The sequence below is a fragment of the Nitrobacter sp. TKz-YC02 genome (genome assembly GCF_049852135.1).
In the GTDB taxonomy this organism is placed as follows: domain Bacteria; phylum Pseudomonadota; class Alphaproteobacteria; order Rhizobiales; family Xanthobacteraceae; genus Nitrobacter; species Nitrobacter vulgaris.
Genome location: NZ_CP180728.1, coordinates 2,798,273 through 2,822,868, shown reverse-complemented (window position 1 = coordinate 2,822,868; position 24,596 = coordinate 2,798,273). Strand labels below are relative to the sequence as shown.

Sequence of the window (24,596 nt, the reverse complement as noted above, 5' to 3'; positions counted from 1 at the left end):
CCAAACGGAGGTATCGCTCGTCAGATCGGACCGAGACCTAGCGCTTCGAACTGACGATCCCATTCAAGCGGGAGCTCGCGCAGTTGTTCGAGACCGATGCCGCGTGGCAACCGGCCTTCAACGGCAGCCTTAGTGAGTTCGGGAGAGAGGAAGGCTAGTGACAGAGTCATGTTGACGTGTCGCAGGCTGCATCGCTCGCGCTTTGCGATTGCGTGGGTATCTGTCGCCGAGTCCGTGATGAGTTCATCAAGCCAGTGCCGGCCGCGGGCGATTGCTGCGATCAGCGTAGCGCGTCGCTCCAGCTTCATCGGGCGGAGCGGAAGTTTTGCGGAGGCCGGGCGCAGGATGGACCGCGCTCGTTTGGAGGGTGGTTTGATCCAGGGGATGACGATGGTGGAGTGGTCTTCTTTGGCGGGGTTGGCCGGATCCTGCTTCAGCTGCACGACGAGGCGGTTTTGCTGGACCTCGATCCGTTCGATCAGCAAAGAGGCGTAGGTGTTGTCGATCGGGCCCGTGCTTTTGTTTCGCGGCTCCAGGACAACCTTGCGAACCTGATCGTCGACATCATGGGCAGGTACCCGAGCGACTGAACCAACTGTGGCTGTGGCTGCATTCCCGAACAGAAGCGGCCGGGAGACATAGTAGCTGTAGCGCCGGCCCTTCTTCTGGGCCTGGGTTGGCGCCATGCGATGGCCGGCGTCGTCAAACATCAGACCGGTCAGGAGATGGCTGAAGGAAGTCCGGGTTCTGGTCTGATGACTGCGCTGCACGGAGAGCATGGTCTGGACGCGGTCGAACAGGTCCCGATCAAGGATAGGTTGTTGTTCGCCCGGATAGATCTGCCCCTTGTAGTTGACTTCGCCGACGTAAAAGCGGTTGCGGAGCAGATGGAATAAGGCGCCACAGCCGAACGGAACACCGCCTCGAATTGCTCCGGTCTTGAGAACGCGCCGCCTGCTGACGATGTTGCAGTCATTGAGGTCTCGCATCAAGGCACGGGCACTGCCGAGTTCGAGATAGCGGGTGAAGATGTGGCGGACCCGTTCGGATTCTTCAGAGACGACGGTCACCTTACCGTTCTCCATGACGTAGCCGAGGGGGAGGGGGCCACCGACCCAGATACCCTTCTTCTTGGAGGCTGCAACCTTGTCCCGGATGCGTTCGGACGTGACCTCCCGTTCGAATTGAGCAAAGGACAAGAGAACGTTGAGGGTCAGGCGTCCCATGGACGTTGTGGTATTAAACTGCTGGGTGACCGAGACGAACGAGACGCCATGAGCATCGAACAGCTCGACCAGCTTGGCGAAGTCGGCGAGCGAGCGGGTCAGACGATCGACCTTGTAGACCACAATGACATCGATCTTGCGGGCCCGGATATCCTCGAGCAGACTCTGCAGCGCCGGCCGGTCGGTTGATCCTCCCGAGAAGCCGCCATCGTCATAGCGGGTCTTGACCTGCACCCAACCGGCATGGGCCTGGCTTTTGATATAGGCACTGGAAGCCTCATACTGGGCATCCAGCGAGTTGAACCCCTGGTCCAGGCCATTGTCGGTCGAGACCCGGGTATAGATACCGCACCGGACGAGCTCTCGGGCCACCGCTTTTCCCGCCCTCACGGCTCATCCTCGCCAGCGACCGTGCTATCCCGCAGGCCAAAGAAGCGGGGGCCGCTCCAGCGGGTACCTGTGATGGCGAAGGCGATCGCCGAGAGGCTGTCGTACCGTGTCCCGTCCCACAGGAAGCCATCGTCAACGACGATCGCCCGATAGGTGATGCCGTTCCATTCTCGGGACAGGATAGTGCCAGCTTTCAGCTCGACCTGTCCCCGGTCGAAGGCCACGAGCTTGGCCATGATGGAGTCGGACGTCTCTTTCTCGCCGATCCGATCAAGGAACTGGCGTATCGCCGGATCGAGGTCGCCCGACTGATCCGCCTGTCGCCGATAGCTGATGATGGCTGTCTGGAGATGCTTCGGAAGATGCGCCAGCGTGGACCAGCTAGAGCGACGACCACGCGACTGCGGTCGCTGACCAACGAGATCGCGACGACCCGCGAGCTCGCCCTTCAAGGCTTCAGCCATCGTCAGGCCTGCTTCGCTGCAATGATACGGTAGATGCGCTGATCGGCTTCAAAGCTTGAGACCAACTCGAGCCCGAGCTTCTTGCGGACGACACCGGCCAAAAATCCACGCACGGAATGCTGCTGCCAACCGGAGGCTTTCGAGAGTGCGGCAATGGTCGCACCAGCCGGGCGCCTCAGAAGATCGAGCAGTTTGGCTTGTTTATTCGCGCGTTTGTTGGCTTCAGCAGTTACGCTGACCACGCCGCCCGATTGAGCCGAGCTTAAGGGAAGCGTTGGACGTCGCTTCGTCGGTCTCCCCACCGGACGAGACTTTTTTCTTGCTGGTTTCGCCGCAGTGCCGGCCTTGGCACGCCCGTTGCGCTTCGATGGCTTCCGATTGCGGGATGACTTCTGCATAGGCCCTCCGAATGATGCGACATCAGCGTCGCACTATCCACGGCCCCGTCAGCGATGTTGCGCTGCGGGGCCGATCCAAAGGCCATCTCACGCCACAGCAATGCTCGCTTCGCCCGACAATGCCAGTCCTTTCTGCAGGAACCTCGAAAATACGGTCGAAGGCCGAAACGCCTCCGGTGCGGCATAAATGTTTCAACCCGCGCATCGCGACGGCCGAGTAGATTTTCAAACTCGCCGGCTCGACCGGCGGGTGGCGGCTGCAGTCTGAGCTCGGCCTCTACTACGATAATCTACTCGCTCTCGTCGTTCACTTTGGTCGGGCCGCATCGAGCTCTCAGGCCGCTGGCGACAAAATGTGAAAGGTCCTGAACCAGATCGATCGCAACCGTGGGATCGAGCGTCGATGATGAGGCGACCTCAGATCTGGAACGATGAGAGCAGCGCCTTCTGAGCCTGACTCGCATAACCTGCTCCGCCAACCGTCATCGCCGACGACCAGATGAATCACCATTATTTCATCTTCCTTAGGGATCTTCGTATCGGGACGATCAGGCGTGTCGATGAGCGGTCCTGGCAAGGTGAAAGGTGGTAGTGGAACGTATCCCGTCATGGCGCAATGGCGACGCCGATAGTTTGGATGAAGCCAAGAGCGAGTTTAAGGAGGCGTGGGAGCGGTTCTAAGCACGCGGAGATGTTCTGTACGCAAGTTCGGCGGCGAATGGATGCATCCATTGGAAGGCGGCACGGGCGCGCGCTGGGCGCAGTGGAAGAAGAAAAAGGGGCCCGTAGCATTCAAGCGCTTGTGAACTCTCCGTCCACTAGTGCGCATAACTTCCGCTGCCGGATGTGCAATGATGGCTAATCACCGCACGGATCGTGGCTTATATCGGTGATGAGAACGCCGCTCGCGCTCACGCCCTCCTCTCGCGGACAGGAGCAGCGCCATGCAGATCGGGCGTCGTTTCAAGCAGACCACATCGTTCCAGGACCGTCTTTCAGCCTTCATCTCGGGCGCGCGCTACGAGGCTAACGCTGCGCCGGGCGGCGCGGACGAGTACGAGCTGCGGAAGAAAATCCGGCAGGCCGAGACAGCCGCGAACATCGAGGCGTGGGCGAGCTCGCCCGAACTGCAGCCGCCGAAGTAGGCGCGGCAGCATTCCTAGCGCCGCATCCTCAGGATCCCTCCCATCAAAGAACCAGCAGCATGAAGAACCCCACCAAGGCGCAGGTCCGGCGCCGCTCGTTTGAGCTGTGGCAGCAGGCGGGCTTCCCCGAAGGCAGGGACAACGAGTTCGAACAGCGGGCCTCGCAGGAACTGCGGGCCGAAGAGAAGCAGAGGAGCGATCCGGCATGATTGGCAACTGCCGCGTATGCTGCGGCGTCGGCTGGGTGTGCGAGATCCATTCCAGCAAGGCTTTTGACTACGAGCTCGGCTGCGCGTGTAGCGAAGGGATGCCGTGCGAGTGCAACGACAGCACCCCTCCTGACACGAGCCAGGTCATCATTATTATCGAAGAAGTGACGCTGCACTGAGAGCCGTCGAGCGATGCATTGTCTCGGAAAATAGCGCGATGCGATGCGACATCACATCTCAGGCATTGTCGCGGCAAAACCCGTTCAAGGGGCTTACAAGGATTGATCAGGCGTACATATTAGCGCGACGGGCCCATTCCCCCCGGAGGGCTCTAGCACGGTCCCGCAGCTTTTCGCCCCCAAAAGCCCCCGCGGGACCGTGCTCCCCAGGGAGGCCACTGGAACAATCAAATTAAGTCAGAACGATGCATGAAACCTGTCCGATCCGCGGCTGACGATTTTGTGCCGGAAGCCGTGCATAAATGGTAGGCTCAGCCATCATCGCCCCTTTCGAGGCATCCGCCGATGACTGAGAGCAGCGCGAGCTCCCGCCTCTTACGGAGCGCACCATGTGCAGCGAATGCGACGAACTGCGCCGAAAGATTGCTGTCAACCGCGGGCTTTCGATCGGACTTGACGACCCGGCTAGCATCAGCCTCAACAAAGCCGAACTTACAGCGCTCGAAGAACAACTGGATGTGCTGCTCGGAGAGCACCTCGAAGCGGCGCGCCCTTCCAGCCAGAAAGCCCTCGATAAAAAACCGATGGTGCAATAACTTTTGGCGAATTGAGCACTAGCCCACTTTTACCTCTGATACCCTCAACCTCTGAAGATCACTGACGCCTGAATTCCAGCCGCCGTTAGAGCGTTTATTTCCAGGTGATTTCACGATCGTGCGGAGCGGGATGAAGAATGTGTCTTGCCGTGATCGAGAAGCATCCGGCGGAGCGTCTGAACGGACTTGGCTTGCAATGGACCGGAGGGCCCGTGACATTGGGCAATCGCTTTGCCGAGATTGGCGTATATGCTCTCTACGGTACTCATGCAGCTTAGCCTCTCGCCGCCGTGCTGAACCTGAGGTGTAAGCGCACGATCGACAAATTGCGTGTCATTCGGCATGCAAAATTTGCGAGCCGATTGACAAATTGCGATGCAATACGCCTAATGCACGCCGGGACGGGCTTACTGCTGCGCTCGTCCAACCGTCAAAAAATCTTCCGTTACAGCGCGTTGAATGCGATGAAGATCGTTGCCCTTATCAGATGGGTCAGGCACGATCTTCCCACGCTAACTGCAGTCTGCTGGGAAAGGCGCAGGATTTTCTCAATGCGAAATAAGCAGGCGGATATGCAGTTAAGATCGAAGAAGTGCAGGATGAGCTAGCTGGTGGCGATTCGGGGCATATCGTCACCCAAAAGTTTGATGAGCTTATCTGATACTGGTTTAACGACAGATCGCGGCTGATATTTTGATGATGAATCGGACAAAATTATTATTCGAGCCGCTCCAGCTTTTTCTGAAGATGATTTTCAAAACATGACACCGGATGAGGTCGAAGGTCATCGCGCATTGATTGATTCATTGAAAGAACCCCGAAAACGCCATGGGTTCGGACTAGGAGGGAGATGATACCTGTGATTGGCTCTGAATGGATCGCGCGCGATGGTCGTAAGATGCGTGTGGACGAGGTGATAATGCCCGTCGATCCGGACGCGATGCCATGGTGCAAAATGTCAGTATTGAACCCTGGGAAGAGGATGCGTCGCCACACCGAGATGGCGGTGTCAAACTTCGGCAGAGGATCCTACATCGGGTTTCTGAGGCCGCTTCCATGACATCATCCGTCTCCAAAATCCTCAACGAACCCCGCCTCGGCTTCGTGAAGGAGCGTGGATAGGTGGGCTAAGAGGGACTAGGATCCCGACCGGCTGCTTTTCGAGCGATGAACCTCACCGTCATTGCCGTCGACAACGTGAAAGCGACTACTGCGTCACCCATTGAAGGCCTCGGCGTCCCGTCAGCGAAAGTCGGTGGTGCGCAGGATGAGACCGGGTGGCTTGCCCTCGAATTCCGACAATTGAAACTTGCGGATCGCGCAAGCCTCGATCCGGTCGCGCAATCGCTCGAACTGAGCAGCGCGCTGGGCAGGCGCAATGCGTCCAGAATTTTCCATGCTGTCGAGCGCGTCGGTGCTGATGGCGCAGGGGATTTCCACCTCGTCGTTCATCATCGAGAACAGCACGACCATCCGATCGTATTCAAACCTATCAAAGGCTCCGCGTGTCAGTGTCATGAGATTGTTTCCTTCACTGTAGCGAGCGGACCTGTTACTTGGCGCCCCGATGTCACGTTCGCCCCGCTGCCGTGATGGGATCCGGTTGACCTTCAGGAGGGATCACAAGCCGCACGCGCATCCCTAAGCTGCGCATTGGACAGATCGACCGAACTAATGGACACCATCTCTATCGCCGCCGTGCACGAGGCAGCGGCCGGCACCATGATCATGGTAGAGACGCGACGATAGCAGGGAAACGACAGTCCTTCGATCAACTCCTCGTCTGTTAAGATTTCATAAGGGCCTGCGGGCAACAGGCGATCGATTCCTTGCATCTTGAATGGATGCTTGAAGTAAACTGTCTCTCGGCGCGTTCGTGTGGCCATGATCCGCTCCGCCTGTTCGATGCAACGATCGCGTGGTGTCATCATAGAGGGCTGCGAATCTTAGTCCGCAGTAAACGCTTCCTCGTCAAGCAGCGCGTTCTAAAGAGTCTCCGCCGTCAGTTCACGTCGCTGCTGAATAGGGATGCCTGATAAATCGGCATGCAGATCGTTCAGGCTCGCGTCCCATCATTCGTCACTTCAGGGCTGCGGCCAAATAAACGCTATCGCCCGTTACAAGTGGCAACAAAGTCTGCCGATACAAGGTCTTCATAGCACGATAGCGTGAGTCGAGGCGGAAAGGGTGGGTGTTGATAATGTTCAATTGTGGTGCTCGCTCGTGTGCCGCCAGCGGACGAGAGCCCGATCTGCAACCCGGATAGGGGCAACGGAAGCCGCTAGGGGATTGGTGGGCTGGACAATCCACCGCACCCGGATTGGTCGCGCCGGAAAGTAATAGCTCGGGCGGGAGAATTCTTCGGCGCTAGTAGCGGCCAGTTAGCCAAAGCGGCGCAAGCTTGACGGTCCAATGCAATAGATCGCGCCTCCCAAGAACGCTTCCCCGGTCAGTCCCTTCTCTCAGTAACCTAGGAGAAGTACATCGGAACCGAAGAAACCATAAATGATCTGATCGCTAGCGACGTCGACAGAACTTCAGGCACCGAGATAATGGGCAAATGTCACGCGTAAGTCATGGCAACGAGACGATTTAGGTCATTTTTCAGCTGAATATTAGGTCTGATTGGGCGGTCATGACAGCATTGACTTATTGGGGAAACGATCAAACCATCGAAGCGCTCTCGCCACCGAGGGCATAATGACAAGCGCGACGATTAACCAAGTGATGCCGCGTCAGTAGGCGGCTATTCTTATAGTCGTCGACGTGACGAGCGATCGGCGCAGCGCAGCATCTCCATCACAGACTTCGCGAACCCTCCTCGCCAAGCCGTATGTTCGGAAGTGCCCTGCAGGTTCGGCGCAGAGATCATTTCTCAAACTCCTTCATGGTGTGTTCGACGAGACGATTTATGTGTGGGATGTCGGTGTGGTCGCCGATTACTTCGATCCCGGGTTTTTCGGTGTCGTACATTAGAGTGACGATGCCAACGCGCCGTTCTTCGACGTTAAGCGTGAGCGTGTCCATATCGGTATGAAACATCGCTTTGATGATCTCGGCGCTATTTCGTGATCGGCTAACGACCGTTTTATCTCCACTGCTGATGGAGATTTGAAAACCGTCGTTGACGGCGTTGTCAACGAGCGCGTTGGCGTTTCTTTCGTGCAGTGATGTCTCATTCATAGAAGCTCTCTTTTCGTTGCCGGTGGCCGGATCAATCTCAGCGCTCGGGCGGCGCGACTTGTTCCGCTATTATCGCGTTGGCGTGAACGCGGCACCTTGAGGTAGTCATGAGTTATGATTGCGTTACTATCTGCTAAGGATGAGTGAAGTTTGTGTCGCCTTCATAATGCGAGATTTCGTAATCCGAAGCGTGCCCGTGAGCAGGCTTACCGATGCCCATAATTCACAGTGAGCGGACAAGAATCATCAGTCATCAATGCCAAAATGACGGAGCCAGGAAATCTTGAAGCCAAGGCAATACGGGCCAGTCTCGAAAGCGAAATGATGTCTAAATTGACATGATAACTTCCCCCGAAAAAGAAAACCCGGCACGCGCCGGGCTCCCTCGCGCCATTCAAGGACAGCTATTTCTGCTTCGGAGCTTCCGGCAAGGGTCTGGTATTGCGCGTGTTGTCCTGAGCGGTAGGTTTGGCCTCGCCCGGAGGTGCAGTGTTCGGGGATTCAGTGGGAGCGATCGGTGTATCGGACATGGTGTTTCCTTCCGGAAACGAACCTAAAACTAATTTTCTAGGTGCTCGCTGGAAGTGGGGCCTGTGACTCTGATCGCAATGGGTGCATGCGAAATAAGAAATATTTGTTCCACTCGTACGCTGCCGTTGGCCCGCGATTACAAGGCATTGATACGAGGTTTTACAGCTGACCGGCAGCCCCCAAGCACCGGCATCCAGGTAGGCTTTACGCCGGTAAGGCAATGATCCTGCCTGAGGCGGTGTCTGCGGATGACCCAAGATTCAAAGCACTTCGCGAAAACGAAGATAACTGTCTGCAGCTTGCTGAAAGGGCAGGAAACAAAGCCGATAGCGAATTGACGAAGACTAGGCATCAGTCCGGCACATAATGATATCATCCAAGCGACGGTCATTACAACTTATTCATCAGTTCGGTTACCTGGATATCGCCCGGCGGAACGCAACCGAATTTTACAGCCTCGAGCAACGTCTTCCCTGCCGAGGACGTTGCAACGGTTCGGGCAGCCAGCTTGCCTCCGGTTCAAGAGTTTAAAGTGGAACAACGGCAGGGCTGCCTCAAAAACGCAGTTACCGATGCAAGGCCTCATCGCGCGGCTGATAGTGTTCAATAATGTTGCCAGCACAGACTTACACGAGGGCGCTCCGGCACGGATTTCCATGCTGCGCTGATCAGCGTAAGCAACTGACGCGCAGAACGTGGCGTGGGATCTCAGATCATAAGGCGGAGTGGAGCGTACTTACGCCCGGAGGCCATTTGGAAAGACGTTGGCAGTCGCACCTGAGATCCGTCCGTCGGTGAATTCTCCGACGCGGTGGTGTTGAAAGCGTTCGGCGAGGCTAGCGATCTATCAGCCCTTTCAACTCGGAGCTCGTTCACCAAGCGAAGGCCATTTCTCACGGCTGTTGCAGACTTGTTACCAAGTCACCCATTCGTCGCCCCTCCAATAACCTCGCCCCTCATGTTCGCGGAAGACGACATGCGGGTCGGCGCGCCAACTATCGTCGTGAATGACGATCCTCGCGTCCGGCGGGTAGCTGTACTGATCCGGTGTGTGCCAGCACACGTTTTCCGAACAAACGATTCCCGCCGAAGCGGTCAAGGACGTAAGGACTAGAGCGCCGCCGGTTACGGCAGTTAATGCCAGGATAGTTTTGCGCACAGAAGTCATTGGACAACCCTTCAGGTGATAAATGCACTGCGCCGAGCCTTTGAGAGATTTTTCGGTTAGCGAGCTTCGAATCTGGACTTGCTGGGCTGCGTCACACTTACGGGATCGGACGCCGGAAAGGAGTCGATCAACCCTTCTTCGAGCTGTTGATCGATACGTCGGATACTTGCTCTATCGATATCCCTCACGCTCATGGCCAAATCGTCGTTTACGCGTTTGATCTGCCAGTGAACGTACTCGATGATATCACCGAACTCAGCCTCGATATCGCTAGCTGATATGCCCTCCGTTTGAGCCATCTCAACGCACTTGCGAGCAAGCGCCCTAGCGAGCCTGGTGTCCCCTTTCGCCTGATAACCCTCGGCACGGATGTGAGACTGAATCCAAAAGTCTACGAATGTACGAACCTTATCGCCCAAAGCGTCCTCCATCCGTTATTAGGCGATCAAGCGTACAGCGAACCGCTATCGCCTATCTAATGCTAGTCGCTGAGATCTATCTCAAGGATTCCGGCCTCGGGTGATCGAAAACAATAGAAACGCAGCGCGCTGCCATCTGAGGTGGATCGGAACACCACTTGGTCATCACCATTCCAATGGCTCAACTCAGCCACCAAATCATGGACCTTTAGCAGCTTCTCGATGTCTGGTGCGTTCCTGACTGGGGGCACACCGCCGGGGCTAACTTCATTATCGCGATTCATGATCTAACAACTCCGGTAAATTCTCAGCCGTTTAGGGCCGTCCGCTTTCCGGACAAGCCATCGCGAAGCTAGACTACAGCGTCTATTCGCAAGGCTTCTTTCAGATCATCTGGATCAATATCGAACGACTCGGTCGTTAAACGTGCTCTGCGCGAATCGGTCGCTCTGAAGTGTCCGGGATCAGCGCCTATGGCACAGAATTGAAGGTATGATTTAAGGAGAGTTCGGTTCTCGTCGATGACGAAGGAACGAACATGACTACGAAGTCTCGCAGCAGGAAAAGTTCTGCCGAACGGGTTGTCAAAGACATTCGCCGCGCCACCCGGCGCCATTTCTCGGCGGAAGATAAAATCCGGATTGTGCTTGATGGCTTGCGCGGTGAAGACAGCATCGCTGAACTGTGCCGCAAGGAAGGGATCGCTCAGAGCCTTTACTACGTCTGGTCGAAGGAGTTCATGGAGGCAGGCAAGCGGCGGCTGGCCGGTGATACGGCGCGAGCTGCGACAAGTGGTGAAGTGCAAGACCTTCGCCGTGAGGCGCATGCCCTGAAGGAGGTGGTTGCCGATCTGACGCTGGAGAACCGTCTGCTCAAAAAAAGCATGATCGCGGATGGGGGCGAAGGCGAATGAGATATCCCGCATCCGAAAAGCTTGAGATCATCAGGCTCGTCGAGCAATCGCATCTGCCGGCGAAGAAGACACTCGACAAACTGGGCATTGCACGTCGAAGCTTCTATCGCTGGTATGACCGTTACCTTGAGGGCGGGCCGGAAGCGTTGGAAGATCGTCCTTCCCGGCCAGGTCGCGTGTGGAACCGCATCGATGCCGATATCCAGGGTCAGATCATCGAGATGGCGCTGGAGCAATCCGAACTTTCATCGCGCGAACTGGCAGTGCGCTTTACCGATGAGAAGCGCTACTTCGTCTCCGAAGCCAGTGTCTATCGCCTGCTCAAGGCCCACGATCTCATCACCAGCCCAGCCTTCATTGTGGTCAAGGCGGCTGATGAGTTCAAAGACAAGACGACAGCACCCAACCAGATGTGGCAGACCGACTTCACCTACTTCAAGATCATCGGCTGGGGGTGGGTGTATCTGTCCACCGTACTCGATGACTTCTCTCGATATGTCATTGCCTGGAAGCTGTGCTCGACCATGCGCGCCGAGGACGTCACCGATACGCTCGAACTGGCCCTTGCAGCTTCAGGCTGCGACAACACCAAGGTGTTGCACAAGCCCAGACTGCTCAGCGACAATGGTCCCAGTTACATCGCCGCCGAGCTTGCCGAATGGATCGATGCCAACGGCATGAGCCATATCCGCGGCGCACCGCTGCATCCGCAAACCCAAGGCAAGATCGAGCGATGGCATCAAACCCTCAAGAACCGCATCCTGCTCGAGAACTACTTCCTGCCCGGCGATCTCGAGTGTCAGATCGAGGCATTCATCGAGCATTACAATCATCGCCGTTATCACGAGGGCATCGGCAACGTCACACCCGCCGACGTCTACTTCGGACGTGCACAATCCATCATCAAACAGCGTGAAAGGATCAAACGACAGACAATCAAATATCGGCGCTTGCTCCACCGCAAAATCGCCGCTTAACATCAACCAACAAATGAGGCCCGCTCTCCGCTAAATCTCGCCGCTCTTTGCGCCAAATGTTTTGATGACGGACATGAGTGTGACAGCTGAGAGGACCTCGAAGATGGACGAGATAGAAGTGTGCGTGAACGACATCGTCGCGCAGTACGGCCACCTGACGCTGGGCGGGGAGACGCAGGCACAGGACTTCAAGAAGACGGTGCAGAACTTCATAGAGTACGGGCCCGGCATGCCCGAACAGCGGCGCCAGGCATTGTTCAAACATATGAAGGGCTGGGATCCTCATTATAAGAGCTTCCTGACTAGGCGGGACAGAACGATGAGCGGGTGAATAGCGGAGCTCGCGCGATCTTCAAGCCATGAGAGAATTACGAGTACCCGCGTCACGATGCTCCAGGTAAAAGTGGGGCTAGTGGTCATCTTTAGGATTATCTAGCGTGCGCATCGGATCGAATCCTTCTTGTTCGCGCAGCTCCTCTTCGGCCCGAGCATAGAACTCTTCGGCACGCCCTTCAGGACTGCCGGCCTCTTCCCATAGTTGATTGGCGCGGACTATGATCTGGGCGTTGTGCGGGGCGTCCATGGCGCTTCCTGGCTTTCTGCGACGGGCGGCGCACTGTCCCGCAGGGGCTCTTGCGAGGCAAAAGGTGCAGGACCGTGCGGTGGTTCTAGGAGATAGGACCGTCAGCTTGATATGTAGGTTCGTTCCGTTTTTGTTAGTGCCTTAGACCAGCAAAGCCCAGCATGTCTCGCAGAAGTGATGTCGCGGTGCTCCCAAGTATCCGCAGGTGACTTAAGCTCGTCGCGAGCCTACTTTGCGTCAGGATAGTGGTTCGCTATTGCTTTAGTCAGGTTTTCTTCGAGCGCTTTGATGTCGGCCTGTCCGGGATCAGCGCCTATGGCACAGAATTGAAGGTATGATTTAAGGAGAGTTCGGTTCTCGTCGATGACGAAGGAACGAACATGACTACGAAGTCTCGCAGCAGGAAAAGTTCTGCCGAACGGGTTGTCAAAGACATTCGCCGCGCCACCCGGCGCCATTTCTCGGCGGAAGATAAAATCCGGATTGTGCTTGATGGCTTGCGCGGTGAAGACAGCATCGCTGAACTGTGCCGCAAGGAAGGGATCGCTCAGAGCCTTTACTACGTCTGGTCGAAGGAGTTCATGGAGGCAGGCAAGCGGCGGCTGGCCGGTGATACGGCGCGAGCTGCGACAAGTGGTGAAGTGCAAGACCTTCGCCGTGAGGCGCATGCCCTGAAGGAGGTGGTTGCCGATCTGACGCTGGAGAACCGTCTGCTCAAAAAAAGCATGATCGCGGATGGGGGCGAAGGCGAATGAGATATCCCGCATCCGAAAAGCTTGAGATCATCAGGCTCGTCGAGCAATCGCATCTGCCGGCGAAGAAGACACTCGACAAACTGGGCATTGCACGTCGAAGCTTCTATCGCTGGTATGACCGTTACCTTGAGGGCGGGCCGGAAGCGTTGGAAGATCGTCCTTCCCGGCCAGGTCGCGTGTGGAACCGCATCGATGCCGATATCCAGGGTCAGATCATCGAGATGGCGCTGGAGCAATCCGAACTTTCATCGCGCGAACTGGCAGTGCGCTTTACCGATGAGAAGCGCTACTTCGTCTCCGAAGCCAGTGTCTATCGCCTGCTCAAGGCCCACGATCTCATCACCAGCCCAGCCTTCATTGTGGTCAAGGCGGCTGATGAGTTCAAAGACAAGACGACAGCACCCAACCAGATGTGGCAGACCGACTTCACCTACTTCAAGATCATCGGCTGGGGGTGGGTGTATCTGTCCACCGTACTCGATGACTTCTCTCGATATGTCATTGCCTGGAAGCTGTGCTCGACCATGCGCGCCGAGGACGTCACCGATACGCTCGAACTGGCCCTTGCAGCTTCAGGCTGCGACAACACCAAGGTGTTGCACAAGCCCAGACTGCTCAGCGACAATGGTCCCAGTTACATCGCCGCCGAGCTTGCCGAATGGATCGATGCCAACGGCATGAGCCATATCCGCGGCGCACCGCTGCATCCGCAAACCCAAGGCAAGATCGAGCGATGGCATCAAACCCTCAAGAACCGCATCCTGCTCGAGAACTACTTCCTGCCCGGCGATCTCGAGTGTCAGATCGAGGCATTCATCGAGCATTACAATCATCGCCGTTATCACGAGGGCATCGGCAACGTCACACCCGCCGACGTCTACTTCGGACGTGCACAATCCATCATCAAACAGCGTGAAAGGATCAAACGACAGACAATCAAATATCGGCGCTTGCTCCACCGCAAAATCGCCGCTTAACATCAACCAACAAATGAGGCCCGCTCTCCGCTAAATCTCGCCGCTCTTTGCGCCAAATGTTTTGATGACGGACATCTTGGAGATGACAAATGGCAACTGGAACAGTGAAGTGGTTCAACGCGACAAAGGGCTTCGGCTTCATTCAGCCTGACGGTGGCGGGCAGGATATCTTCGTTCATATCAGCGCGGTCGAACGCGCTGGCTTGAGCTCCCTCGACGAGGGCCAGAAGGTTTCGTTCGAAGCTAAGACCGACAGCATGCGCGGCAAGACCAGCGCTGAAAACCTTCGCGTCGATTAATTCGCCGATTTGGGGTGCCACGGATGTACTGGGACCTTTAGATCGGTTGCGTGTCCTCGTTCAGAGGTGTGCTCATGTTATCGAAGCGCGATGAAGACCGCCGGCCACAAAGCCGGCGGTGTTTTGCTCGTGCGGCGTTTGCACCTTAGATCAGCAGCTATTGAAAGAGCTGAACACGAAACGTTCAACGGCAGCGCTGGCTTGGAATTCCGCCGCAATTGGACTTGTAAAAACGTAAAAACTCAGTCGCGACATGTCCATTGAATGCGGACGATAGGATCTCGTTGCCGCAATATGAGCCGCGATGCTGGAATCGCGAATCGGTACACAAAACGCGATCCCCACAAATCAGGTAGCCATGAAAACCTTTAAGCATAAGCCGAACGAAACTCAGTTGTTGGAGGAGCTTCGGCCTCGGAATGCTCAGCGCGCGGACATTATCCCGACTGAGGGTTTTGCAATGGTCGTGGACGGAAAGCTCAAGGGTAACTTTTCCGATGAGCAAGCCGCCAAAGCGGCCGGTGAGGAACTTCTAGAAAAATTTCCGATGCTCCGCGTGGAAGTGTATAACGCGGAAACGAAGGTCCGCACCAAGGTCGATGCCGTAAGTTAATGGTCTTCATCGAGTTTATCCCGCTTCGCCGTATCGGTCTTTAGGGCAGAGAGGACCGGCTTCCAGCCTGCCACATCTCCGACTTGGGCGTTGCTTGTTCGACCTTGCGAAATGATTCTGATCAGCCGTTTTTGAATCTCGCCGAAGAAACCGCACATCGCCCGCCGCAAGCGCAAAGCCCGTTCGTGAAGTTCTGGGTTTGACTCTATTTCGTTCTCAAGAACGAATCCGGTCTACGGAAAAGCAGCGACGGCCATTGTTAATAAATCGTTCTGGAAAGGGCGACGGTCCTCCCTCGCATACGGCGCTAACCGTGCAGCCGGAAAGGCGCGAATGCTTCAGACTTTCTTCCACGGCGGGCTATGGTCCCGCCCTCGATCAGCACCGTGGAACGGCACTTCTCCAGTGCGCGAGGAACTATTTGGTGTCGAACGCCTGGAACGGCATGCGGAAAGCTTGGCCGCAGCGCAGCAGGTCACGACGCGACCGCCGCCAGTCAGATCTCTGCAGGCGCGGCTGAGTGAAAATGCCGCTGCCTTATTGGCGGCCTATCGCATCTGCGCTTCCGATCTCGAAAGCGGCCGAGGCGTGGTTCCCGCGGCGGAATGGCTGCTGGACAACTATCACCTGGTCGAAGAGCAGATCCGCGAAGTCCGAGCTGATCTGCCACCCGGCTATTACCGGCAGCTGCCCAAACTAGCTGACGGTCCGTTTGTTGGATATCCGCGCGTATTCGGCTTGGCCTGGGCTTTTGTCGCCCACACAGACAGCCACATCGACCTAGAGATATTGCGCCGGTTCATTGCAGCCTATCAGCAGGTTCAGCCGCTTACGATCGGCGAGTTGTGGGCCGTTGCGATCACCCTTCGCATCGTCCTCATCGAGAACCTGCGACGATTGGCAGACCAGATCGTCGCGGGACGCGGAGAACGCGCGGATGCAGATCGACTCGCCGACAGGCTTCTGGAATCAGGAGGTGCGCAATCCGCGCTCGACGCTGATATCGGCGCGCGTTTGAGTGCGCCCCTGTCGGAGGTGTACGCAGCGCAACTCGCCAAGCGCCTGAGGGATCAGGATCCGAGAACAACTCCCGCGCTCGGCTTGCTCGCGGAGCGGCTCCGTCTGCAGGAGTCCTCGATCGAGGATGTCGTGCAGAATGCCCAGCACAGGCTGGGCGCGTCCAACGTTTCCGTCCGCAACGTTATCACCAGCATGCGGCTGATCTCCGACATCGACTGGGCGGACCTGTTCGAGAGCCTCAGTCTCGTTGATAAGCGGCTTCGCGTTGGAAGCGCGTTTGCCGCGATGGATTTCCCAACCCGCAATCTTTACCGAAGCGCGATCGAAGAACTCGCCCGCGGCTCGCTATCGTCCGAGATCGAGGTTGCCGAGCAGGTGTTGTTGGTATCCTCCGGGGCGGCCGCGCAAGCACATGATCCCAAGGAGCGCGAGAGAGTTGGGGATCCCGGCTATCATCTGATCGCCGAGGGGCGCCGTGCGTTCGAACGGACGATCGGCTTCAAGCCGGGTGTCCGACTGCGGATCAGCCGTCTTAGCCTGCGCCCTGGCATCATCGGTTACGTTGGGGTCATCCTGTCGGTCACCGCGGCGCTGCTGGCCCTCGGTTTATGGACGCTTTCGGCTTTGGGCCTCGACGCCAACTGGGTTGTCTTGTTTGCACTGTGGGGATTCTTGCCGACGACCGAGGTGGCAACCGCACTGGTCAACCGTGCGATCACCTGGAGCTTCGGTGCGACCACCCTGCCTGGGCTAGAACTCGCTGAGGGTGTCCCGAAATCGTTTCGGACGCTGATTGCCGTTCCGACGCTGTTGACGAATGAAGTCGATCTCATGGAGCAGGTCGACCGGCTTGAAGTCCATTATCTCGCCGGCTCCGGCGGAGATCTGACCTTCGCTCTTCTTTCGGACGGCGTCGATGCTGACCGGGAGATCGTCGCCAGCGACGCACATCCGCTCGGGGTCGCGGCCGAGGCGATCGCACGTCTAAACCGTCATTATGGCCCAGGACCGGATGGCGACCGTTTCCTCCTTCTGCATCGTCGCCGCGTATTCAACGCCCGCGAGAACGTGTGGATGGGATGGGAGCGCAAGCGCGGCAAGCTGCACGAACTCAACCGGCTTCTGCGTGGGGCTCCCGACACAACCTTCGTGGCGGTGGCGGGCAAGGCACCTCGTGTTCCGGACAATGTCCGCTTCGTCATCACCCTCGATGCCGACACCAGACTGCCGCGCGATGCCGCTCGCCGCCTGGTCGGTAAGATGGCTCACCCGGTGAACCGGCCGCAGTTCAGTGAACGCGAGCGGAGGGTCATTAGCGGCTACGCGATCATCCAGCCCCGCGTCACACCCGCGCTACCGCTCGGCCGTGAGGGGTCTGTCTATCAAAGAGTGTCTTCCGGACCCGCAGGTATAGACCCGTATGCGGCGGCGATCTCCGACGTCTACCAGGACCTATTTGGCGAGGGTACCTACACCGGTAAGGGCATCTATGACGTCGATGCATTCGAGGCGGCGCTCGCCGGGCGCGTGCCTGACAATGCCCTCCTCAGCCACGATCTCTTCGAGGGTGTTTTTGCTCGCGCGGGCCTCGCGTCCGACATCGAGGTCGTCGAGGAGTTTCCGAATCGATACAACGTTGCTGCCAAGCGCCAGCATCGTTGGGTGCGTGGCGACTGGCAGCTCTTGCCCTGGATCGTTGGTCGCGGCGGGACGATGCCACTCCTTGGTCGCTTAAGGATGCTTGACAATCTAAGGCGCTCGCTGCTTGCGCCGACCACGCTGATGGCGGTCGTCTTCTGCTGGTTGCTGCCGATGCCGGCTGCCATCGTCGGGCTCCTGCTCGTCCTCGCCACCGTCGCCATCCCGGCATTCCTCCCGAGCGTCTTCTCGGTCCTGCCACGTCGCGCCGGGCTTCGCGTGCGCAACCATCTCGGCGCGCTTGCCGGAGGTCTCCGCCTCGCCGCCGCCCAGACGTCGTTCACGGTCGCCTTTTTGCCCGACCATGCGCAACGGGCGGCAGACGCCATCGCCAGAACCCTGCTGCGACTGTTCGTGACTCGCCGTCATCTCCTCGAATGGACTACGGCAGCGAAATCGACGGCGGCGGCTCGGCTGGGCATGGGCGGCTTCTATCGCGGGATGGCAGGCGGCGTGGTGCTCGGCTTGGCCCTGGCGTCGCTCACGCTGGCGGCTGTTCCGGCATCCTGGCCGCTCGTCCTGCCTTTCGTACTGCTGTGGGCATGTGCGCCGGCACTCGCCTTCCGGATCAGCCGGGCGCCGCCGATCGCGCGGCGGCTTTCGATTTCGCCGGCAGATGCGACCGACTTGCGCCTCATCGCGCGCCGCACCTGGCGCTATTTCGAGACGTTCGTGACGCCGGACGACAACATGCTGCCGCCCGACAACTTCCAGGAAGATCCGAAGCCCGCGCTCGCGCACCGCACCTCGTCCACCAACATCGGACTTTATCTCCTGTCCGCGGTCGCCGCCCGCGACTTCGGCTGGGCGGGAACGACCGAGACCGTTGAGCGCCTCGAGGCTACGCTCGGCTCGATGCGGAAACTCGCCCAGTTCAAGGGACACTTCTTCAACTGGTACGATACGCGGGATCTGCGCCCGCTCGACCCGGCTTATGTCTCGTCGGTCGACAGTGGCAATCTCGCTGGCCATCTGATTGCGCTCGCCAATGCCTGCGAAGAATGGATGGATCCGACGTGCATGCCGGATGCGAGAGTCGGGATGAACGATGCCCTCCGACTGGCGCGCGAGGCTGCGGAAGCTCTGCCGACGAACGCGGGGGGCAGGGGGCACTCGCTCTTCGCCGCTTTTGACGATATCGAGACCCGGTTGAATGGGGCTGAGGCAATCGAACGGATAGCCGCCTCCCTGAACCGGCTTACCGAAAAGGCAGCCGCGGCCGCTCGCAGCGTTACGCCCATTTCTGAGGACTGCGACACACCGGATCTCCTGTTCTGGATCGGGGCATTGAAGAGGATTGGGCTCGAATTTTTGCGCGATCGTCCCGGACTTGCCGACCCCGCCCGCCCTCTGAACGGGCGGTTGAAGGCGCTCGCCAACACAGCGCGCGAAATGGCGCTGGCAATGGATTTCGCTTTTCTCCTCGATCCCGATCGGAAGCTGCTTTCGATCGGCTATTCGCTTGCCGACAATGGCCTTGACTCGAGCTGCTACGACCTTCTCGCGTCCGAAGCGCGGCTCGCGAGCCTGTTTGCGATCGCCAAGGGCGACGTCCCGACAAAGCACTGGTTCCGCCTCGGCCGTGCGGTAACGCCGCTTGGTGGCGGCGCGGCGCTGGTCTCCTGGTCGGGGTCAATGTTCGAATACCTGATGCCGTCGCTGGTGATGCGCGCGCCCGACGACAGTCTGCTCGGGCAGACCGGCCATCTGGTTGTGAAACGTCAGCAGGCGTATGGCCGATCCCTTGGGGTTCCCTGGGGCGTTTCAGAATCGGCCTACAACGCTCGCGACATCGAATTCACCTATCAATATTCCAACTTCGGCGTGCCCGGCCTCGGCCTCAAGCGCGGGCTCTCGGCGAACGCCGTGATCGCGCCCTACGCCACGGCGCTGGCGGCCATGGTCGATCCGGCGGGCGCGGAAGCGAACTACGTCCGGCTTGCGGCGATGGGCGCTCGGGGCCGCTACGGCTTTTATGAGTCTCTCGATTTCACCCGCTCGCGTCTGCCGGCGGGTGAGAACGTCGCGATCGTGCGCGCCTTTATGGCGCATCACCAGGGCATGACCATCGTCGCCATCGCCAACACCCTGGACGATGGCTGTATGCGCGCCAGGTTCCATCGCGAGCCTATGATAAAGGCCAGCGAGCTTCTGTTGCAGGAGCGCATACCAATGGAGGTTGCGATTGTGCATCCCCGCGCTGAGGAGGTGAAGTCACCCCCTCCGGGGACGGTCACCGAGGCCGTGACCGTACGCCGCCTTTCGGCATCGACGGGCGGCCCGCCGGTCACGCATCTGCTTTCGAACGGACGCTACGCCGTGATGCTGACCGCGACCGGAGGCGGCTACAGTCGCTGGCGAGACATCGCGGTGACGCGCTGGCGGGAGGACACGACTCGCGACAACTGGGGATCATTCCTTTTTCTCAAAGACGGCCGAAGTGGGAAAATTTGGTCGGTAGGCGCACGGTCCGACGGCAGCGATGCCGATCACGACGAAGTCTTTTTCGGCGAGGACCATGCACAGTTCGTCCACCGCGATGGCAGTCTAACGACGACAACGGACATCCTGGTTTTGAGCGAGGACGATGGCGAGGTCCGCCGCGTCAGCTTGACCAACAAGGGAGGCCGGCCGCGCGAGATCGAGATCACGTCCTACGCGGAGGTGGTGCTGGCGGCGCCGGCCGCTGACAATGCCCATCCGGCTTTTTCCAAGCTGTTCGTTCAGACCGAGCATCTTCCCGAATTCGACGCGCTCCTCGCGACTCGCCGTCCGAGGTCGAACAACGAGCCTCGGCTCTGGGTTGCCCATTTCGCTGTCGTTGAAGGCGAGGTCGCGGCCGATCCGCAATATGAGACCGATCGGGCTCGTTTTCTTGGCCGCGGCCGCGCGGTTGCCGATGCTACCGCTATCCTGGACGGCCATCCGCTTTCGAAAACGGTGGGGACGGTTCTCGATCCGATCTTCTCGCTTAGGCAGCGCGTAATGATTCAACCCGGCAAGATTGCACGGGTCGCCTTCTGGACCGTTGCCGCGTCGTCACGAGACGAACTTTTGGGGCTGATCGACAAGAACCAAGATCGCAGCGCATTCGACCGGGCGAGGACCCTGGCGTGGACTAAGGGACAGGTCCAGCTTCGGCATCTTGGCATCGCCACGGCAGAAGCCGCAGATTTCCAGCGTCTCGCGGCGCCCATCCTCTACGCCGACCCGCGCTTCCGGGTGCCTTCGGAGGCGATCCAGCGCGGAGCGGGCGCCCAGTCTGGCCTGTGGCCCTATGCTATCTCCGGCGACCTGCCGATCGTCGTGCTGCGAATTTACGATATCGAGGACATGGCTCAGATCGCCCAGTTGCTCCGCGCGCACGTGTACTGGCGCATGAAGCGTCTCGCGGTCGATCTCGTCATCGTCAACGAGCACGCCGCTTCCTATATGCAGGACCTGCAGATCGCGATCGAAACCGCAGTGCGCAGCAGCCAGTCGCGACCCCGCGTCGGCGACGTTCCCGCGCAAGGCGCGGTCTATGCGCTCCGTGCCGACCTCATGAACGCCGAGGCCCGATCGCTGCTGCATGCGGTCGCCCGTGTCGTCCTGCACGCATATCGCGGTACGCTCGCCGATCAGCTCGCCCGCCTACGACCGCCGTCGGGCGGATCTTTGCCGCTCAAACATCCAAAACCGAGGGCGGCAATTCCCGCCGCCCAGCAGTCAGCGGCGACGTTGGCGACAGCCGGTCTCGAATTCTTCAATGGTCTAGGCGGCTTTGACAAAGACGGGCGAGAATACGTGACCGTCCTCGACGGTGAGCGCCTGCCGCCCGCACCCTGGATCAACGTAATCGCCAATTCCTGCTTCGGCTTCCAGGTCTCGACGGAGGGAGCCGGCTATACTTGGGCCGGGAACAGCCGCGAAAACCAGTTGACGCAATGGTCGAACGACCCGGTGAGCGACCCTCCCGTCGAGGCGATGTATGTCCGCGATGAGGTCACGGGCGATCTCTGGAGCCCGACGGCACAACCCATCCGAGATGGCGGGCTCTATGTCGCCCGCCATGGCTTCGGCTACAGTCGCTTCGAGCACGAGGCAAACGGCATTGCGCTCGAGCTGCTGCAATTCGTGCCGCTATCCGATCCGGTCAAGATCTCCCGCCTGACACTTAGCAACCGCTCAGGACGCGCCCGGCGGCTGTCGATCACCGCTTATGCCGAGTGGGTGCTTGGCACGTCCCGCGGTGCCTCCGCGCCGTTCATCGTAACGGAGATCGATGCGGTCAGCGGCGCCATTCTCGCCCGCAATCCCTGGAGCACCGCCTTTCCCGGCCGGATCGCCTTCGCCGATCTTGGCGGGCGGCAGACGGCCTGGACGGCCGACCGCGCCGAGTTTGTCGGTCATAATGGTGCACTTGAAGCACCGGCCGCGCTGGTCCATGGCGGAACGCTGTCCGGTGCGGTTGGTGCCGGCTTCGACCCCTGCGCTGCGCTCGCAACGAGCATCGAACTCGGGGCAGGTGAGACGACCGAGATCGTTTGGCTCCTCGGACAATGCGGTTCGGTCGAGGATGCACGCGAGCTGATCGCCCGAACCCGCGAAACCGACCTCGACACCGTGCTGGCATCGGTGGCGGATCATTGGGAGACCCTGCTCGGCGCGGTCCGCGTAAAGACGCCGGACCGGACGATGGACCTCATGCTGAACGGCTGGTTGCTCTATCAGACGCTCGCGTGCCGCGTGCTGGCCCGCTCGGCTTTCTACCAGGCGAGTGGCGCCTACGGCTTTCGCGATCAGCTCCAGGACACCATGGCGCTGTCCTTTGCCGCGCCGGACGAGACGCGCCGCCATCTCCTGCGGGCGGCCGCCCGGCAGTTTATCGAAGGCGACGTCCAGCATTGGTGGTTGCCGCATTCGGGTCAGGGCGTGCGCACACGCATTTCCGACGACCGGGTCTGGCTCGCCTTCGCTGCCGCGACCTATATCACGGCATCCGGCGATACGGCCGTTCTGGACGAGGTTGTGCCGTTTCTTGAGGGAGCGCCTCTTGGTGGCGGAGAGCACGATGCCTTTTTCCAGCCGATGATCGCGAACGAGCGGGCGTCGCTGTTCGAGCATTGCGCCCGCGGGCTCGACCAGTGCCTCGACCTCACCGGCGAGCACGGCCTGCCGCTCATCGGTACGGGCGATTGGAACGACGGTATGAACCGGGTCGGTGAGGACGGCAGGGGCGAGAGCGTATGGCTCGGCTGGCTGCTGGTGCGCACTATCGCGCTCTTTGCTCCATTCGCCGACAGTCGCGGTCCGGGCCGCGCTGACCGCTGGCGGACGCATGCCGCCTCCGTCCAAGCCGCGATCGAGCGCGAGGCCTGGGACGGCGAATGGTATCGCCGGGCTACGTTCGACGACGGGACGTGGCTCGGCTCGAAGGAGAGCGAGGAATGCCGGATCGACTCCATCGCCCAGTCTTGGGCGGTGCTGTCGGAAACCTCCGATTCCGAGCACGCCGCCCGGGCAATGGCGGCACTCGACCGGCATCTCATCCGCCATGACGACGGCCTCGTCCTGCTATTCACGCCACCCTTCGACACGACGCCGCGCGATCCGGGCTACATCAAGGGTTACCCGCCGGGGCTGCGCGAAAATGGCGGGCAATATAGTCACGCTGCCATGTGGGCGATTATGGCGTTCGCGAAGCTAGGGGAGGGCGCATGCGCAGTTGATCTGTTTTCGTTAGCTAACCCCATCAACCACGCGAGGACCCTCGACGAGGTCGAGCGCTACAAGGTCGAGCCTTATGTGGTCGCCGCCGACGTCTACTCCGTGCCTCCCCATACGGGTCGCGGGGGGTGGACTTGGTACACGGGCTCGGCGGCGTGGATGTACCGCGCAGGCGTCGAGAGCATTCTTGGCATTCGCCGCGAGGGTGCGTTTCTCGTCATTGCTCCCTGTATTCCCTCCGCCTGGCCTGGTTTCGAAGCCGCGGTAAAAGTAGCTTCTACGCACTATGATATCTGCGTTCGGAACCTGCCCGGCGCGGGCCGCAATGTGGTTCAAGCTGACCTTGACGGCGAGCCTGTTGGTCGCACAGAGGGTGTTGTGCACGTTCCCTTAGATGGAAAGAAACACGTCCTCGCGATCATTTTGGGGGCGGACAGATTTGATTTGTAGGACAAAGCTGAGCTCGTCCGACCAGCCAGCTATTCGGGCCTGGCCCTGTCATCGCCGCGACATCTTGCTTCCATCGGCGCTGCTCAGGCGCCGCAGCTCGGCGCACATAACAGCAGACGCAGTGGCTCTATTCAGACGCGGCATGCTGGAGCGCGACCCCTACAAACTGAGGGAAATCAAGATTCAGCTTGCCGCAGCACTTGGCCGGAGCAAGTTTGCAGCCAACCCGCTGGATCCTAGGCCACGATCGCTAATCGGTTGCGATACCGAACCTCCCCAAGTCTCTATTGGGATTCGCGCTGAGTTGATGAAGAGAGCCGTCACCAAAATTCCCGCTCTTCTTTGAGATCGCGGACAGCAATCTCGCTCGGGTGAGGCGGGTTGAGGAGCCGTAATCGCTCGCTGTCTGCCGCAGCTTATGGCGCGCAAGAGGAAAGGCACCAAGCCTAACCTGGTGCAAGCGACGGATGCGATCGATGTCACCGCTCTTTATGTTTGGACAGCTTGGGCAACTGAGGCGCAAAAACCGAAGACCGACTTCTCAGTTGAATACCGCTTGAGATAGGCCCCGGCACGTTTTCCTGGGAAGTGGCGCGCCGGGAGCCATACCGGATCGGCTCTACAGCGCCAATACGGATATCCACCCTAGGCCTATCCACAAGCATCACAAGGTAATTCGATGACTGTGCGAACC

The 24,596-nt window shown here is 59.1% G+C and carries 18 protein-coding genes; 10 read left to right on the top strand and 8 right to left on the bottom strand.

Translation table 11 applies throughout. The annotated features are described in order from the left end of the window. Positions 1-20: 20 nt before the first annotated feature. Genes ACM561_RS13460 through ACM561_RS13450 form a run of 3 tightly spaced genes read right to left on the bottom strand, consistent with a single transcriptional unit; the run spans position 21 to position 2,478 of the window. Positions 21-1,598 carry a recombinase family protein gene (locus ACM561_RS13460; RefSeq protein WP_425905636.1) on the bottom strand — a complete coding sequence of 526 codons (1,578 nt, stop codon included), beginning with the start codon at positions 1,596-1,598 and terminating at the stop codon, positions 21-23. 14 nt (positions 1,599-1,612) lie between these two features. Next, complete coding sequence (locus ACM561_RS13455; protein WP_425905511.1) at positions 1,613-2,080, bottom strand: DUF2924 domain-containing protein; 468 nt, start codon at positions 2,078-2,080, stop codon at positions 1,613-1,615. 2 nt (positions 2,081-2,082) lie between these two features. Then, on the bottom strand, positions 2,083-2,478 hold the full coding sequence (locus ACM561_RS13450) for a DUF3489 domain-containing protein (RefSeq protein ID WP_244613850.1): 396 nt from the start codon (positions 2,476-2,478) through the stop codon (positions 2,083-2,085). A 944-nt stretch (positions 2,479-3,422) separates the two neighbouring features. Between ACM561_RS13450 and ACM561_RS13445 the strand changes: the two genes are divergently transcribed. The 4 genes from ACM561_RS13445 (at position 3,423) to ACM561_RS13430 (ending at position 4,607) form a co-directional block, all read left to right on the top strand. Continuing rightward, positions 3,423-3,623 (top strand): hypothetical protein, encoded by a 201-nt coding sequence (locus ACM561_RS13445; protein WP_141385140.1) that lies wholly within the window; start codon positions 3,423-3,425, stop codon positions 3,621-3,623. Between the two features lie 59 nt (positions 3,624-3,682). Beyond that, positions 3,683-3,832 carry a DUF2934 domain-containing protein gene (locus ACM561_RS13440; protein WP_141385142.1) on the top strand — a complete coding sequence of 50 codons (150 nt, stop codon included), beginning with the start codon at positions 3,683-3,685 and terminating at the stop codon, positions 3,830-3,832. Continuing rightward, positions 3,829-4,011 carry a hypothetical protein gene (locus tag ACM561_RS13435; RefSeq protein ID WP_141385143.1) on the top strand — a complete coding sequence of 61 codons (183 nt, stop codon included), beginning with the start codon at positions 3,829-3,831 and terminating at the stop codon, positions 4,009-4,011. The genes ACM561_RS13440 and ACM561_RS13435 overlap by 4 nt, the downstream gene beginning before the upstream one ends. A gap of 389 nt (positions 4,012-4,400) precedes the next feature. Beyond that, positions 4,401-4,607: a hypothetical protein gene (locus tag ACM561_RS13430; RefSeq protein WP_141385145.1), complete on the top strand. Its 207-nt coding sequence runs from the start codon at positions 4,401-4,403 to the stop codon at positions 4,605-4,607. Between the two features lie 1,242 nt (positions 4,608-5,849). Here ACM561_RS13430 and ACM561_RS13425 read toward each other — a convergent pair. The 4 genes from ACM561_RS13425 to ACM561_RS13410 form a co-directional block, all read right to left on the bottom strand. Continuing rightward, positions 5,850-6,125 (bottom strand): DUF1488 domain-containing protein, encoded by a 276-nt coding sequence (locus tag ACM561_RS13425; RefSeq protein WP_309775952.1) that lies wholly within the window; start codon positions 6,123-6,125, stop codon positions 5,850-5,852. 92 nt (positions 6,126-6,217) lie between these two features. Then, positions 6,218-6,493 (bottom strand): hypothetical protein, encoded by a 276-nt coding sequence (locus tag ACM561_RS13420; RefSeq protein ID WP_425905633.1) that lies wholly within the window; start codon positions 6,491-6,493, stop codon positions 6,218-6,220. Positions 6,494-7,475: 982 nt separating this feature from the next. Further along, positions 7,476-7,790, bottom strand: coding sequence for a hypothetical protein (locus ACM561_RS13415; protein ID WP_425905632.1), 315 nt, complete (start codon positions 7,788-7,790; stop codon positions 7,476-7,478). A 404-nt stretch (positions 7,791-8,194) separates the two neighbouring features. Further along, entirely contained in the window at positions 8,195-8,320 is a 126-nt protein-coding gene (locus ACM561_RS13410) for a hypothetical protein (protein WP_274533940.1), read from the bottom strand. Positions 8,321-10,446: 2,126 nt separating this feature from the next. On the opposite strand from ACM561_RS13410, the gene ACM561_RS13405 reads away from it, so the two are divergent. After that, positions 10,447-11,798 (top strand): IS3 family transposase gene (locus ACM561_RS13405; RefSeq protein ID WP_425905397.1). Its coding sequence is split into 2 segments (ribosomal slippage): positions 10,447-10,783 and positions 10,783-11,798, totalling 1,353 coding nucleotides; the frame shifts between segments, so codons are not numbered across the junction. 103 nt (positions 11,799-11,901) lie between these two features. After that, positions 11,902-12,129, top strand: coding sequence for a hypothetical protein (locus tag ACM561_RS13400; RefSeq protein WP_309775859.1), 228 nt, complete (start codon positions 11,902-11,904; stop codon positions 12,127-12,129). Between the two features lie 78 nt (positions 12,130-12,207). Here the strand turns inward: ACM561_RS13400 and ACM561_RS13395 are convergent, their stop codons facing one another. Then, positions 12,208-12,381: a DUF2934 domain-containing protein gene (locus ACM561_RS13395; RefSeq protein WP_425905630.1), complete on the bottom strand. Its 174-nt coding sequence runs from the start codon at positions 12,379-12,381 to the stop codon at positions 12,208-12,210. Positions 12,382-12,761: 380 nt separating this feature from the next. On the opposite strand from ACM561_RS13395, the gene ACM561_RS13390 reads away from it, so the two are divergent. The 4 genes from ACM561_RS13390 to ACM561_RS13375 all read left to right on the top strand — a co-directional run bounded on the left by ACM561_RS13390 (position 12,762) and on the right by ACM561_RS13375 (position 23,902). Further along, positions 12,762-14,113, top strand: a protein-coding gene (locus ACM561_RS13390) for an IS3 family transposase (protein ID WP_425905397.1) whose coding sequence is annotated in 2 segments (ribosomal slippage) — positions 12,762-13,098 and positions 13,098-14,113 — 1,353 coding nt in all. Because the reading frame shifts where the segments join, the coding sequence is not laid out codon by codon here. Positions 14,114-14,202: 89 nt separating this feature from the next. After that, entirely contained in the window at positions 14,203-14,412 is a 210-nt protein-coding gene (locus ACM561_RS13385; protein ID WP_079447074.1) for a cold-shock protein, read from the top strand. A gap of 358 nt (positions 14,413-14,770) precedes the next feature. Further along, on the top strand, positions 14,771-15,025 hold the full coding sequence (locus ACM561_RS13380; RefSeq protein WP_425905628.1) for a hypothetical protein: 255 nt from the start codon (positions 14,771-14,773) through the stop codon (positions 15,023-15,025). 333 nt (positions 15,026-15,358) lie between these two features. Continuing rightward, positions 15,359-23,902: a GH36-type glycosyl hydrolase domain-containing protein gene (locus ACM561_RS13375; protein ID WP_425905627.1), complete on the top strand. Its 8,544-nt coding sequence runs from the start codon at positions 15,359-15,361 to the stop codon at positions 23,900-23,902. The last annotated feature ends 694 nt before the right edge of the window (positions 23,903-24,596 follow it).

Coding starts and splice junctions, on each gene's coding strand:
- ACM561_RS13455 (WP_425905511.1), bottom strand. CDS start 2,080: ATGGCTGAAGCCTTGAAGGGCGAGCTCGCGGGTCGTCGCGATCTCGTT.
- ACM561_RS13450 (WP_244613850.1), bottom strand. CDS start 2,478: ATGCAGAAGTCATCCCGCAATCGGAAGCCATCGAAGCGCAACGGGCGT.
- ACM561_RS13445 (WP_141385140.1), top strand. CDS start 3,423: ATGCAGATCGGGCGTCGTTTCAAGCAGACCACATCGTTCCAGGACCGT.
- ACM561_RS13440 (WP_141385142.1), top strand. CDS start 3,683: ATGAAGAACCCCACCAAGGCGCAGGTCCGGCGCCGCTCGTTTGAGCTG.
- ACM561_RS13435 (WP_141385143.1), top strand. CDS start 3,829: ATGATTGGCAACTGCCGCGTATGCTGCGGCGTCGGCTGGGTGTGCGAG.
- ACM561_RS13430 (WP_141385145.1), top strand. CDS start 4,401: ATGTGCAGCGAATGCGACGAACTGCGCCGAAAGATTGCTGTCAACCGC.
- ACM561_RS13425 (WP_309775952.1), bottom strand. CDS start 6,125: ATGACACTGACACGCGGAGCCTTTGATAGGTTTGAATACGATCGGATG.
- ACM561_RS13420 (WP_425905633.1), bottom strand. CDS start 6,493: ATGGCCACACGAACGCGCCGAGAGACAGTTTACTTCAAGCATCCATTC.
- ACM561_RS13415 (WP_425905632.1), bottom strand. CDS start 7,790: ATGAATGAGACATCACTGCACGAAAGAAACGCCAACGCGCTCGTTGAC.
- ACM561_RS13410 (WP_274533940.1), bottom strand. CDS start 8,320: ATGTCCGATACACCGATCGCTCCCACTGAATCCCCGAACACTGCACCT.
- ACM561_RS13400 (WP_309775859.1), top strand. CDS start 11,902: ATGGACGAGATAGAAGTGTGCGTGAACGACATCGTCGCGCAGTACGGC.
- ACM561_RS13395 (WP_425905630.1), bottom strand. CDS start 12,381: ATGGACGCCCCGCACAACGCCCAGATCATAGTCCGCGCCAATCAACTA.
- ACM561_RS13385 (WP_079447074.1), top strand. CDS start 14,203: ATGGCAACTGGAACAGTGAAGTGGTTCAACGCGACAAAGGGCTTCGGC.
- ACM561_RS13380 (WP_425905628.1), top strand. CDS start 14,771: ATGAAAACCTTTAAGCATAAGCCGAACGAAACTCAGTTGTTGGAGGAG.
- ACM561_RS13375 (WP_425905627.1), top strand. CDS start 15,359: ATGCTTCAGACTTTCTTCCACGGCGGGCTATGGTCCCGCCCTCGATCA.